General features: G+C 70.2%; 11 protein-coding genes and 1 pseudogene. 6 read left to right on the forward strand and 6 right to left on the reverse strand.

Going from position 1 to position 12,355, the window contains the following annotated elements; translation table 11 throughout:
- Positions 1 to 22: 22 nt before the first annotated feature.
- Positions 23 to 782 (reverse strand): annotated as a pseudogene (locus AB0P24_RS09385) (MerR family transcriptional regulator).
- A 113-nt stretch (positions 783 to 895) separates the two neighbouring features.
- Here AB0P24_RS09385 and AB0P24_RS09390 point away from each other — a divergent pair.
- Positions 896 to 2,182: an ion channel protein gene (locus AB0P24_RS09390; RefSeq protein WP_365791858.1), complete on the forward strand. Its 1,287-nt coding sequence runs from the start codon at positions 896 to 898 to the stop codon at positions 2,180 to 2,182.
- A gap of 77 nt (positions 2,183 to 2,259) precedes the next feature.
- Positions 2,260 to 3,669 (forward strand): glutamate decarboxylase, encoded by a 1,410-nt coding sequence (locus AB0P24_RS09395; RefSeq protein WP_365791860.1) that lies wholly within the window; start codon positions 2,260 to 2,262, stop codon positions 3,667 to 3,669.
- Positions 3,670 to 3,689: 20 nt separating this feature from the next.
- Here AB0P24_RS09395 and AB0P24_RS09400 read toward each other — a convergent pair whose 3' ends face one another.
- From AB0P24_RS09400 to AB0P24_RS09410, 3 genes are all read right to left on the reverse strand, one after another.
- A complete protein-coding gene (locus AB0P24_RS09400; protein WP_365791862.1) occupies positions 3,690 to 4,229 on the reverse strand; it encodes a DinB family protein in 540 nt (179 codons plus the stop codon).
- A 174-nt stretch (positions 4,230 to 4,403) separates the two neighbouring features.
- Positions 4,404 to 5,864, reverse strand: a complete 1,461-nt coding sequence (locus tag AB0P24_RS09405; RefSeq protein ID WP_365791864.1) for an aldehyde dehydrogenase family protein — start codon at positions 5,862 to 5,864, stop codon at positions 4,404 to 4,406.
- A 180-nt stretch (positions 5,865 to 6,044) separates the two neighbouring features.
- On the reverse strand, positions 6,045 to 6,869 hold the full coding sequence (locus AB0P24_RS09410; protein ID WP_181806657.1) for a helix-turn-helix transcriptional regulator: 825 nt from the start codon (positions 6,867 to 6,869) through the stop codon (positions 6,045 to 6,047).
- 333 nt (positions 6,870 to 7,202) lie between these two features.
- Between AB0P24_RS09410 and AB0P24_RS09415 the strand changes: the two genes are divergently transcribed.
- On the forward strand, positions 7,203 to 7,703 hold the full coding sequence (locus tag AB0P24_RS09415; protein WP_365791866.1) for an ATP-binding protein: 501 nt from the start codon (positions 7,203 to 7,205) through the stop codon (positions 7,701 to 7,703).
- A 90-nt stretch (positions 7,704 to 7,793) separates the two neighbouring features.
- Here AB0P24_RS09415 and AB0P24_RS09420 read toward each other — a convergent pair whose 3' ends face one another.
- Positions 7,794 to 8,063 (reverse strand): DUF397 domain-containing protein, encoded by a 270-nt coding sequence (locus AB0P24_RS09420; protein WP_365791868.1) that lies wholly within the window; start codon positions 8,061 to 8,063, stop codon positions 7,794 to 7,796.
- 679 nt (positions 8,064 to 8,742) lie between these two features.
- Between AB0P24_RS09420 and AB0P24_RS09425 the strand changes: the two genes are divergently transcribed.
- On the forward strand, positions 8,743 to 9,264 hold the full coding sequence (locus AB0P24_RS09425; RefSeq protein ID WP_365792091.1) for a hypothetical protein: 522 nt from the start codon (positions 8,743 to 8,745) through the stop codon (positions 9,262 to 9,264).
- Positions 9,265 to 9,420: 156 nt separating this feature from the next.
- On the forward strand, positions 9,421 to 9,936 hold the full coding sequence (locus AB0P24_RS09430; RefSeq protein ID WP_365791870.1) for a DUF4232 domain-containing protein: 516 nt from the start codon (positions 9,421 to 9,423) through the stop codon (positions 9,934 to 9,936).
- A gap of 306 nt (positions 9,937 to 10,242) precedes the next feature.
- Here AB0P24_RS09430 and AB0P24_RS09435 read toward each other — a convergent pair whose 3' ends face one another.
- Positions 10,243 to 11,379 (reverse strand): DUF2786 domain-containing protein, encoded by a 1,137-nt coding sequence (locus AB0P24_RS09435; protein ID WP_365791872.1) that lies wholly within the window; start codon positions 11,377 to 11,379, stop codon positions 10,243 to 10,245.
- A 133-nt stretch (positions 11,380 to 11,512) separates the two neighbouring features.
- On the opposite strand from AB0P24_RS09435, the gene AB0P24_RS09440 reads away from it, so the two are divergent.
- Complete coding sequence (locus tag AB0P24_RS09440) at positions 11,513 to 12,298, forward strand: Clp protease N-terminal domain-containing protein (protein WP_365791874.1); 786 nt, start codon at positions 11,513 to 11,515, stop codon at positions 12,296 to 12,298.
- Positions 12,299 to 12,355 lie beyond the last annotated feature (57 nt).

The following is a 12,355-nucleotide window of genomic DNA, read 5'->3' on the forward strand; positions in this document are numbered from 1 at the left end:
AGGCCCTCTGCCGCCGGTCCGGTCACGCCGTGTGCCGGGCCGCGTTCGCCTCGATCGCCTCCTTGAGGTGCTCGGCCAGGCCCGGGGCCATCGAGTCGTAGAAGGCCTTGAAGCGCTCGTCGGAGACGTACATCGCGGCGAGGCAGCGGTGCATCTCGTGCGGGCAGTCGTAGAACCAGGCCGAGATGTGCCGCCGGTGCTCCTCGGCCATGTCCATGGCCCGTTCGCCGGCCGCCGGCTCGGCCGCCTTCACCAGGGCGGCGTAACGCGCGCTCCAGTCGTCGACCTCGGCCTTCATGCGCTGCCAGTCGGCCTTGGTGTAGCGGGCCGCGCGGCGCTGCGACTCCGCGTAGGCCTCGGTGCCGCCCCAGCGCTGCTCGGCCTCCTCGGCGTACTGCTCGGGGTCCTTGTCGCCGAAGACCTCGAAGCGTTCCTCGGGGGTGAGGTTGATGCCCATCCTGCGTGCCTCCATGGCGTGTTCCACGGCCGCGGCCATCTTCCGCAGCTTCTCGATCCGGGCGGTGAGCAGTTCGTGCTGCCGGCGCAGGTGTGCGCGCGGATCCGCATCCGGGTCGTCGAGCAGGGCCGACCTCGTCGAGCGGGAAGCCGAGCTCCCGGTAGAACAGGATCTTCTGGAGCCGGTCGAGGTCTCGTTCGCCGTAGCGCCGGTGGCCCGCGGTGCTGCGCTCGCCCGGGACCAGCAGGCCGATCTCGTCGTAGTGGTGCAGGGTGCGCACGGTGACACCGGCGAACCCGGCGACCTGTCCCACCGAGTAGCTCACTTCCGCTCCTTTCCGCGCTCCAGACTGGGTCCTCACGCCACGTGAGGTGCAAGCCCGTTCCGTACGGCAGCCTCCAGGGTGTTGTGCCTGTTTTGCCCGCTTATGGTGGGCCCGTGGCCCAGGACACCGCGCCGCAGGCGCTTCCCACCCCGCCCTCGGCCCCCGCGCGTGCCCTGCTGCCGCTGATCCTGCCCGCCCTCGTCGTCGGTGTCGGCAGCAGCCTGCTGTTCCTGCTGGTGAGTTCGCTGGCCGAACGGTTGCAGCACGTGCTGTGGAACAACCTGCCGGACGCGCTGGGCATCGGGCGGTACTCGGTGCTGTGGATGCTGGTGATGCTGACCGCCACCGGGATCGCGGTGGGGCTGGTGGTGTGGAAGGTGCCCGGCCACGCGGGGCCCGATCCGGCCACCCTGGGCCTGGAGGCCGTGGCACTGCCGCCCGTCGTGCTGCCGGGACTGCTGCTGGCGACCGCGCTGATGCTGGCGGGCGGGCCGAGTCTCGGTCCGGAGAACCCGATCATCGCGGTCAACGTCGGGCTCGCGCTGTGGCTGGGGCGGCTCGCGGCGCCCCGGCTGCCGGGTTCGCTGTGGCCCGCGCTGGCCGACGCGGCGACGCTCGGGGCGCTGTTCGGGACACCGGTGGCGGCGGCGCTGGTGATCTCCGAGGCACTGGCCGGGAAGCCGCTGAAGGGAGCGCTGTGGGACAACCTCTTCGGGCCGCTGATCGCCGCCGCGGCGGGCGCGATGACGACCGACCTGCTGGCCCGTCCGTCCCTGGACCTCGGACTGCCCGCGCCCGGCCGGACGGGCTGGCCGGATCTGCTGGCGGCCCTGGTGATCGCCCCCGCGGCCGCGCTGCTCGGCATGGCCGCCGTCCGCGCCTTCCCGTACGTCCACGGCGCCTTCCGGCGCCTGGGACACCCCATGGTGGCGCTTCCGGTGGGCGGGTTCGTGCTGGGCCTGCTGGGGGCGCTGGGCGGTCGTCTGACGCTCTTCAAGGGGCTGGACCAGGTCGCGGAGCTGGCGAAGGACCCGGAGGGCTGGTCGGCGGGACAGTTCGCCGTGATGACGGTCGTCAAGCTGGCCGCGCTGACGGTGGCCGCCTCCTGCGGTTTCCGCGGTGGCCGGATCTTCCCGTCGGTGTTCATCGGCTCGGCCTTCGGGCTGTGCGCCCATGCCCTGGTGCCCGCCGTCCAGCCGTCGGTGGGCGTGGTGGCGGGTGTCCTGGGCATGCTGTTGGCGATCACCCGGCAGGGCTGGGTGAGCCTGTTCACGGCCGCGGTGCTCGTGGCCTCGCCGAGCATCATCGTGCTGCTGAGCATCGCGTCGCTGCCCGCGTGGCTGCTGGTGACCGGGCGGCCGAGAATGCAGTTGCGCGCGGACGGTACGGCCCTGCGCTGACCCTTGGTGAATTTCATCGAGCCGTTCGAGCCGTTCGAGTCGTTCAAGTCGTTCAAGTCGTCCAGGAGGCACTCCTCATGCCGCTGCACAAAGGTCCTCAGAAGCATCAAGAGCGATCGATGTCCGTCAACCCGTTCTTCGGTGAGGCGAACCCGGTCGCCGGCATGGCCGAGGCCCCGCCCACGCACCGGCTGCCGGACGGCCCGCTGCCGCCCTCCACCGCCTACCAGCTGGTTCACGACGAGCTGATGCTGGACGGCAACGCCCGGCTGAACCTGGCCACTTTCGTCACCACGTGGATGGAGCCCCAGGCCGGGATCCTGATGGCGGAGTGCGACGACAAGAACATGATCGACAAGGACGAGTACCCGCGCACCGCCGAACTGGAGCGGCGCTGTGTGGCGATGCTCGCCGACCTGTGGAACGCGCCGGATCCGGCCGACACCATCGGCTGTTCGACGACCGGTTCCAGCGAGGCCTGCATGCTGGCCGGGATGGCGCTGAAGCGGCGCTGGGCGCAGCGCAACGCCGACCGCTATCCGGGCGGCGCCCGCCCGAATCTGATCATGGGGATCAACGTCCAGGTCTGCTGGGAGAAGTTCTGCAACTTCTGGGAGGTGGAGCCCCGGTTCGTGCCCATGGAGGGTGACCGCTACCACCTGGACCCGCAGGCCGCCGCCGACCTCTGCGACGAGAACACCATCGGGGTGGTCGGCATCCTCGGCTCCACCTTCGACGGGTCGTACGAGCCGATCGCCGACCTGTGCGCCGCCCTGGACGCCCTCCAGGAGCGCACCGGAATCGACGTCCCGGTCCATGTGGACGGCGCGTCCGGCGCGATGATCGCGCCCTTCCTCGACGAGGACCTGGTGTGGGACTTCCGCCTCCCGCGCGTGGCGTCGATCAACACCTCGGGGCACAAGTACGGGCTGGTCTACCCGGGCGTCGGCTGGGCGCTGTGGCGGGACAAGGAGGCGCTGCCCGAGGAACTGGTCTTCCGGGTCAACTACCTGGGCGGCGACATGCCCACCTTCGCCCTCAACTTCTCCCGCCCCGGTGCCCAGGTGGTCGCGCAGTACTACACGTTCCTGCGCCTCGGCCGGGACGGCTACCGCGCGGTGCAGCAGGCGTCCCGGGACGTGGCGACCGGGCTCGCCGAACGCATCGCGGCGCTCGGCGACTTCCGGCTGCTCACCCGGGGCGACGAACTGCCCGTGTTCGCCTTCACCACCGCCGACCACGTGACGGCGTACGACGTCTTCGACGTCTCCCGGCGGCTGCGCGAGAGCGGCTGGCTGGTGCCGGCGTACACCTTCCCGGCGAACCGGGAGGACCTGTCCGTGCTGCGGGTGGTGTGCCGCAACGGCTTCTCGAAGGACCTGGCGGACCTGTTCGTCGAGGACCTGTCCCGGCTGCTGCCCGAACTGCGCCGGCAGCCGCGTCCACTGACCCATGACAAGGGCGCGGCCACCAGCTTCCACCACTGAGGACCAGGGGCCGCCGAGAGCTAGGAGGCCTGTTCCAGCGCCACCAGTTCGAAGGCCGTCTTCCCGTCCAGGGACTCGCGGATGATGTCGGCGTGGCCCGCGTGACGGGCGGTCTCGCGGATCAGGTTGAGGCAGACCCAGCGCATGGAGACCCGGCCCTCCGGCGGGAACCAGGGCTGTGGCGGGAGCGGGAAGGTGTCGTCGAGGCTGGGGACCGAGCGGATGAACTTCTCGGTCTCGGCGGCGACCTGCTCCCAGTGGGCGAGCTGGGAGGCCACCGTCTCGTCGCCGACCAGCTGGAAGGTCTCGTGCCAGTTCGTCTGGTCGCGCTGGATCGCCGGCGGCTCCTGCTTGGCGCGGGCGATCCAGCTCTGCTCGACCTCGGCGGCATGCTTGAGCAGGCCGGACAGGGACAGCTCGCTCGCGCTGGGCTTGCTCGCGGCCTGCTCGTCGGTGAGGCCGAGGAGCGCCCGGCGGATGCCGCCACGCTGCTCCTCGATGAACGAGAGCAGTGCTCCGCGCTCGTCGCCGTGTGCTTCCGCGGGAACGTGAGTGACCATGTCCGGCCGCCTTTCCTCGGGTCGTGTTGCCCTGACCTGACCGAGGCTACGGGCCCTTTAGGACAGATCGCGTCCTAAAGGGCCCGGGGCGGCCGCACTGTTCACAGGCTTCCGGAACGGGCTTCCGGAACGGATTCCTGGAGCTGATTTCTGGAGCTGATTTCTGGAACGAGACTAGAACGGGAAGCCGCTCCGGCCGTGCTGTACCGAGATCCACTTCAGGGTGGTGAAGGACTCCACCGTCGTCTCGCCGTTCAGGCGGCCGATCCCGGAGTGCTTCTCACCGCCGAAGGGGACGACGGGCTCGTCGTGGACGGTGCCGTCGTTGACGTGGAACATCCCGGTGTCGATCTGCTTGGCAAAGGCCACGCCCCGCTCGACGTCCCCGGTGTGGACCGCGCCGCTGAGGCCGTAGGGGGTGTCGTTGACCAGGCGTACGGCCTCCTCCTCGCCGTCGAACGGGATGAGGAAGGCGACCGGGCCGAAGATCTCCTGGCGGAGCAGGCCGGAGTCGGCCGGGACGCCGGTCAGGACCGAGGGCTCGACCAGGTTGTCGGTGGTCGTACCGTGCACCAGGGCCGTGGCGCCCTCGGCGACGGCCTGCTGGACCGTGGCCGAAACCGACTCCGCCTGCTGGGAGTTGATCAGCGGGCCGATGACGGTCTGCGGGTCGCTCGGGTCGCCGACCTTGAGGGTCCTGACCTTGGCGACGAACTTCTCGGTGAACTCGTCCGCGATCGAGCGGTCGACCAGGACACGGTTGGCGGCCATGCAGACCTGGCCCTGGTGGACGTACCGGCTGAAGACCGCCGCGTCGACCGCGTAGTCGATGTCGGCGTCGTCGAGGACCACGAGCGCGCTGTTGCCGCCCAGTTCGAGCACCGAGCGCTTGAAGAGCGAGGCGCAGACGGTGGCCACGTGGCGGCCGACCTTGTCGGAGCCGGTGAAGGAGATGACCTTCGGGATCGGGTGCTCGATGAAGGCGTCGCCGATCTCCGCGATGTCGGTGATGACGGTATTGAGCAGGCCGCCGGGGAGGCCGGCGTCCTCGAAGATCTTCGCGACCAGGGTGCCGCCGACGATCGGGGTGTTCTGGTGCGGCTTGAGGACCACGGCGTTGCCGAGCGCGAGCGCCGGGGCGACCGACTTGATCGACAGCAGGAAGGGGAAGTTGAAGGGGCTGATCACGCCCACCACACCGACCGGCACGCGGTAGACGCGGTTCTCCTTGCCGTCCACCGGGGACGGCAGGATTCTGCCCTCGGGGCGCAGCGACCACTGGATCGACTCGCGCAGGAACTCCTTGGCGAGGTGCAGCTCGAAGGCGGCCTTCAGGTGCGTGCCGCCGAGCTCGGCGATGATCGCCTCGGTGATCTCCGCTTCCCGCTCCTCGATGAGGCGCAGGGCCTTCTCGAAGACGGCGCGTCGGGTGTAGGGGTTGGTGGCGGCCCACTTCTTCTGGGCCCGCGCCGCGGCCTGGTAGGCCTGATCTATCTCCTCGACCGCGGCTATCGTGATCGACGCGAGCTTCTCACCGTCGTACGGGTTGAAGTCGATGATGTCCCAGGAACCGGTCCCCGGGCGCCACTCACCGTCGATGTACTGCTGGGCCAGGTCGGTGAAATAGGACGACATGTGATCCCTCGATCCCCTGCTGCGACGGCAGTCGATGCGAACCCCCGGTCCACATCCACATCACGGTCTGATCACGCGTCATGCTACTGGCGTCACAGGGGAGTTGGGGCACCAGTTCGATGATCTAGGGGAATCCCCAGGTGCGTCGACATACCCACGGCAGACATCCACGACGGGTGTCTACGACAGTTGCAGCAGCCCGCGCAGCAGGTCCCGGCTCTCGTCCGGTCCCGGGCTGTCCTGCTGGAGTTCCTTCAGCGCCTGCTCGTACTGGGCGACGTCCTCGCGCTTGTCGAGGTAGAGGGCGCTGGTGAGCTGCTCCAGGTAGACCACGTCGGACAGGTCCGACTCGGGGAAGCTCAGGATGGTGAAGGAGCCGCCCTCCCCGGAGTGCCCGCCGAAGCTGAACGGCATGATCTGCAGCCGTACGTTGGGCCGCTCGGAGATCTCGACCAGGTGCTGGAGCTGGCCGCGCATCACCTCGCGGTCGCCGTAGGGGCGGCGCAGGGCGGCCTCGTCGAGGACGATGTGGAAGTCGGGGGCGTTTTCGGCCACCAGGTACTTCTGCCGCTCCATGCGCAGCGTGACCCGGCGCTCGACGTCGGCCTCGCCGGCCCCCTTCATACCGCGCCGCACCACCGCGCGCGCGTACTCCTCGGTCTGTAGCAGACCGTGGATGAACTGCACCTCGTAGGCGCGGATCAGATGGGCCGCGCCCTCCAGCCCGACATAGGTGGGGAACCAGGTCGGCAGGACGTCGGAGTAGCTGTGCCACCAGCCGGCCACGTTGGCCTCGCGGGCCAGGGAGAGGAGCTGCTCGCGTTCGGCCTCGTCGGTGATGCCGTACAGCGTCAGTAGGTCTTCCACGTCCCTCGTCTTGAAACTCACCCGGCCCAGCTCCATGCGGCTGATCTTCGACTCGGAGGCACGGATCGAGTACCCCGCGGCCTCGCGGGTGATCCCCCGGGCCTCACGCAGCCGCCTGAGTTGCGAGCCGAGCAGCATTCGCCGCACCACCGATCCGGGCTCTCCCGCGCTCACGTTCGCCAGCCTCCCCAACCGTCTTCAGGGCCCGCAGTCTGCCACTAAAACACTTCGAGCAGTACTCGTCCGGTTACGGAAACGGTAAGCGGCCAAAGTTTAAGCGCAGGAAGTTGCAAGCAGGTAGTGAGCCAAGGATGGGAAGTTGGCGGAAAAAATGACCAAGAAGCGGTACGGGAGGGTCCAATTCGGTCTCCTGCACGTGCATCTGCCCTTGCATCTGCTCTGCGCATCCGAAACCATGGTCCCGCGCCACCGCTGCATCGCAACGACCGCGAATTCCCGGGAGTGCCTCGCATGGGGACGAATGGATCGACCATGCTCAAGCCATTACGGCAGGGCCTTCCGCCGCTTGATCCCGCGGCCGTGTCCAACGCCGCCTCCTGTGCCCTGCCCGCCCGCTACGAAGCGGTGCGCGAAGCGCGTCTGTTCACCCGGAGAACGCTCGGCCAGTGGGACGTCGGCGACCGCTTCGACGACGTCTGTCTCGTCGTCTCGGAGCTCGTCACCAACGCCCTGCGGCACGCGGTGCCCGGGGAGACCGACTGCCTCGCCGCGCCACAGGGGCCGACGGTGCGGCTGCACCTGATGCGGTGGACCGGACGGCTGGTGTGCGCGGTGCGCGACCCCAGCCACGAGACGCCCACTCCCCGCGACTCCGACGACTTCTCGGCGGAGTCGGGCCGCGGGCTGTTCCTGGTCGACTCCTTCAGTGACAGCTGGGGCTGGCATCCGCTGGCGGGAACCCTCAGCGGCAAGGTCGTGTGGGCGCTGTTCCGACTGCAGTCCGCCGAGTGAGGAACCCGGCGTCTTCGGACGCCGGGTTTCTACGCGCGTTACCGCGCACTGTGTACCGAATGTACCGAGACGCTCCAGGTGCGACCGCCGTCAGCTCGTGACCAGGTGGTCGAACTCGCCGTCCTTGACCCCGAGAAGCATCGCCTCGATCTCGGCGCGCGTGTAGACGAGCGCGGGCCCGTCCGGGAAGCGCGAGTTGCGGACCGCCACGTCGCCGCCCGGCAGCCGGGCGAACTCCACGCAGGAGCCCTGCGAGTTGCTGTGTCTGCTCTTCTGCCAGGCCACTCCGTCCAGCTGCGTGGCAGCCATGCCGTTGTACACGTCAAACCCCCCGTACCCGCCGTCAACGTCGAGGTCCACAGGTCGCTCCCCGGTGGTGCACTAACTGGCTGATGTGACCATTGGTGCAGCGGTCAACTGACCCGGATCATAACCTTGTTCACGTGCAGATGCATGAGCAGATGCACGTGCACGCGGGGTGTTCCTGCGGTTACAGCTTTGACGTCCGCTTTACTCAACCCGTTCCAGCGTCTGCCCCTGTTTCCGCAGGACATGCGACCGCCAGCCCCCGTGATCCCGCGCACTGTCATCCGCACGGGATCGACCGGATCGATTCTTCACGCACCAAGGAAAGACGCTGACACCGGCCCAGGTGTTCCAGTGTCCATGTGACTGTCCGGTGAGCGAGACGGGCCGGAGCGGGTCTGGCCCCGGCGCGACCGGTGCGGGAAGGTGAAAGCGGCAGGTGGGGAGCGCCAGGCCCCCGGCGGAGGCCCCTGCGGAGCGCCTCGGCGCCGGGCGTGAGCCACACGGTCACGCGCGCGTGCGCTCGCGTCGCGCGGGCGGGTGACGCGAGCGCACGCGGGTGCACGACCGCGACGGGACCAAGCCCACAGTGGATACCTACCTGGCGTCCGCAAGTTCTCCAGGTGAGTCCTGGTAGCTTGCCGCTGTCGTTCGGGCGGCCGGGTCGGCCGACCCCCTAGAGCTTGGGAGCGTTGCGGTGACCACGGCTACGGCGAGTACGGCTACGACGCACATGGAGACCGCTTCGGCTCGGACGGCTGCGGCGGCCACCCGGCCGGCCCTGCGGATCGCGGCCGCCGTCACGGGACTGGTGGGCGCGCTCGCGCTGACCGCGTGCAGCGGTGGCGGCTCCGGCAGCGGCTCCTCGGCCACCCCGTCGGACACGTCGTCCGCGGCCGCCACCGCCACGGCCGGTTCGGGCAGCGCCACGGCCTCCTCCGACTCGCTCCAGGGCAGCTGGATCACCACGAGCGGCGGCAAGATCGTCGCGCTGGTCGTCACCGGCAAGAAAGCCGGGCTCTTCGAGACCGGCGGAGCCGTGTGCAGCGGGACCGCCGGTGAGGAGGCCGGGATGCGGATGATCCATCTCACCTGCACGGACGGCAGCAAGGACCGGGTCACCGGAATGGTCGACTCGGTCAGCAAGGCAGGCATGAAAGTCACCTGGTCCGGAAAAGCGGGCGAGGAGACCTACACCAAGGCCGAGGGCGGCAAGCTGCCGTCGGGGCTGGCGACGGCGAGTCTTGGGCAGTAGGGCCGTGTTCGACCGCCGCGCGGTGTGCTGCCGCCGGCCTGCGCGGGCCGGCGGCAGCACACCGTGGAAGCTCCGAGGGCGGGGGCGGGCGCGCAGGGCGCGGGGCGGGGCGTGATGATGCTGGGACACCGTCACGACCTCGATGGGGAACTGCTCATGCGCGTCATTCCGCTCACCGTCACCGCCCTCGCCGCCACCCTCGCCCTGACCGCCTGCGGCGCCGGCGGATCGGGCTCCAGCGGCAAGAACAGCTCGGCCTGCGAGATCGGCAAGGTATCCGTCCAAGTCGGCTCCGCGAGCGTCGCGCCGGCCGCGGGGGACACCGGTGAGGTGCCAGTGAGCATCACCAACCAGAGCGCGCCGTGCACGCTGGACGGCTTCGCGGGGGTCACGCTGAAGGCGGGCGGTACGTCGGCGGCGGTCGCCGCGCAGTCGGGGGCGAAGACGGAGGAGCTCAAGCTCGCCAAGGGCGACTCCGCGACGTTCTCGGTCAGCTACGTGCGCGGCAAGGACGGCGACCAGGCGAGTCTCGCGGCCACGTCGATGACGGTGTCCCTGCCGGGGACCGCCGCGACGCAGAGCTTTCCGTGGAAGTACGGAGCGGTGGCGGGCAAGGGGTCGGCGGAGAAGGTGAACGCCGCGGTGGGGGCGTTTCAGCAGGTGGGGGACTGAATCCGGGGCCTGGGGGCCGGGCTTCGGCTGACCGCCGGTGGGGGTTCTCGCGCAGTTCCCCGCGCCCCTGTCGGGGCACTACCACGGTCGGGGTTCGACTCACCGCCGATGAGAGGCATCGCGCCACGCGGCGGCAGCCGCAAATCGACACAGCCCCACGCCCCTGTCGGGGCACTACCACGGTCGGGGTTCGACTCACCGCCGATGAGAGGCGCCGCGCCCACGCGGCGGCAGCCGCATATCCACACAGCCCCACACCCACTCGCGGGGCGCCGCGGCCGCGCCCCCTACGGGGCGCGGTGAGGCTCAGGGAAGTTGACGGTGGGAGCGGACCTGGGCCTGGTCCGCTGCTCTTGTGCCCTCTGCCCAGCCGGCCTCGTCGGTCACTCCGCGCAGGCGGGTCGTGGTGGTGGCGGGAAACATCCGGTTCAGGTGGTCGGTCACGGCCATCTCCCTCGTGGCCAGGACCGGGAGCAGGGTCTGGGGTGCCTCGGTCTCGGCCACGGCCGACCGCGCGGCCGCTCTGAGGCGGTCGCCGACCCGGTGGGCGTAGGCCGCCAGGAAGGACTGGCGGAAGGTCTTCGTGCGCTTGCGGCCGCCCGCCCGCTGCGCCGCCTCCGCCTTTGTCATCGCGTGTGTGGCCTGCACCAGCAGCGAGGTGTGGAGCAGTTCGACCGCCTCCAGGTCCGCCTCGAAGCCGACGACCGTGGAGAAGGCCAGCGGCTCGTTCCACACCGCGCGGCAGTGGTTGGCCGTGGCGACCGCGTCCAGCAGGACCGCCTTGGCCTGCTCGTACGGCGGTTCGACCCCGATCCGGCAGGCACCCGGCGCGTCCGGCGCGGGCGCCCCCGCGGCGAGCAGCGCCTCGTCGACGCTGTGCCGGGCCATCAGTTCCTGCGCCTTGGCGCTGAGCGCCTCCGCCTCCTCCGGATAGCCGGTCGCCTCGGCCTTGGCGAGCAGCGCGCGGATCCGGGTGAGCATGCGGGACGCCGGACGGTGCGCGGCGGAAGCGGATCGTGGTTCGTCGAGGGGCTCCAGGGCGGGCAGCCGGAGCAGCAGGCGGTAGAGCTCCAGGACGGCGGTGGCGTGCGAGAAACGGTCGCCCACGCGTGCGTGACCGTCCTCCTCGGGCAGCGCGTCGAGCTGCGCCTGCCAGCGGGGGCCGCGCGGCCGGTCGTCCGGCACCTGCGCCCGGATCAGCCCGGCGGCCAGCCGGACGTGCGGGTCGTCCAGTTCGCGCCGCACCAGTCGTACGACGTCGGCGGGCTGCCAGCCGCGCCGCCAGGTGGCCGCGACGAACTCACGGCCCCGGTGCGCGAGTTCCGCGTCCGCGTCGGTGTCGGCCGCGAGGAGGGACGCGCCCGTGTCGAGGCCGGAGTCGGTGTCGTCGTACAGGGCGCTCTGGAAGGCTCGGTCGACGGTGCTGGGCTTGCTGCTGGTCACGTGTCGATCGTGCCACGCGACGCCGACAGTCTTCGGCGGCCGTCCACACCCTGTGGACAACCGGCCGTGACAGCGGGCCCCCGAGTGTCAACCGAGGGTTGACAGTGAAGGGGTGTCAACCTACGGTTGACACATGGCTACCAACCCGAACATCACGGCATCCGTACGCCTCGACGACCTCATCGCGGCGATCAAGAAGGTGCACCCCGAACCTCTCGACCAGCTTCAGGACGCGGTGATCGCCGCCGACCACCTGGGCGACGTGGCCGACCACCTGATCGGCCACTTCGTCGACCAGGCCCGGCGCTCGGGCGCGTCCTGGACCGAGATCGGCAAGAGCATGGGGGTGACCCGGCAGGCGGCGCAGAAGCGCTTCGTGCCGAAGGAGTCCGCCGGTCCCGACCCCAGCCAGGGCTTCGACCGCTACACCCCGCGCGCCAGGAACGTGGTGATGGCGGCCCACAACGAAGCGCTCGCGGCCCGCACCCCCGAGGGCCGCCCCGAGCACCTGGTCCTCGGCCTGCTCGCCGAGCCGGACGGCATCGCGGCCAAGGCGATCCTCGCGCAGGGCGTCCTGCTGGACACCGTGCGTCAGGCGGCCACGGCCGCGCTCCCGCCGGCCGCCGACGACGTCCCCGACCTCGTCCCCTACGGCCCCGAAGCCAAGAAGGCCCTCGAACTCACCTTCCGCGAGGCCCTGCGCCTCGGCCACAACTACGTCGGCACCGAGCACCTGCTGCTGGCCCTCCTGGAGCACGAGAACGGCGACGGCGTCCTCAGCGGGCTGGGCATCACCAAGCCGGCGACCGAGGAGTACATGAACAAGGTGCTGTCGCTGCTGCTGGAGCAGAAGGACGCGGCGGCAAAGGCGGCGGGCGCGGCGGAGGCGGCGGGCGACGCGGCGGCGGAGGACGGGTGAAGAGCCCGTCGGAGCGCTGAATTTCCAGGTCAGGGCGATTGTCAGTGGCGGGTGCCA

Source organism: Streptomyces sp. NPDC086519, from assembly GCF_040686075.1.
Lineage (GTDB): Bacteria > Actinomycetota > Actinomycetes > Streptomycetales > Streptomycetaceae > Streptomyces > Streptomyces shenzhenensis.

Excerpts from the sequence above, each read along its gene's own strand:
- AB0P24_RS09395 (WP_365791860.1), top strand. The coding sequence starts at position 2,260 with ATGCCGCTGCACAAAGGTCCTCAGAAGCATCAAGAGCGATCGATGTCC.
- AB0P24_RS09400 (WP_365791862.1), bottom strand. The coding sequence starts at position 4,229 with ATGGTCACTCACGTTCCCGCGGAAGCACACGGCGACGAGCGCGGAGCA.
- AB0P24_RS09405 (WP_365791864.1), bottom strand. The coding sequence starts at position 5,864 with ATGTCGTCCTATTTCACCGACCTGGCCCAGCAGTACATCGACGGTGAG.
- AB0P24_RS09410 (WP_181806657.1), bottom strand. The coding sequence starts at position 6,869 with ATGCTGCTCGGCTCGCAACTCAGGCGGCTGCGTGAGGCCCGGGGGATC.
- AB0P24_RS09415 (WP_365791866.1), top strand. The coding sequence starts at position 7,203 with ATGGGGACGAATGGATCGACCATGCTCAAGCCATTACGGCAGGGCCTT.
- AB0P24_RS09425 (WP_365792091.1), top strand. The coding sequence starts at position 8,743 with ATGGAGACCGCTTCGGCTCGGACGGCTGCGGCGGCCACCCGGCCGGCC.
- AB0P24_RS09430 (WP_365791870.1), top strand. The coding sequence starts at position 9,421 with ATGCGCGTCATTCCGCTCACCGTCACCGCCCTCGCCGCCACCCTCGCC.
- AB0P24_RS09440 (WP_365791874.1), top strand. The coding sequence starts at position 11,513 with ATGGCTACCAACCCGAACATCACGGCATCCGTACGCCTCGACGACCTC.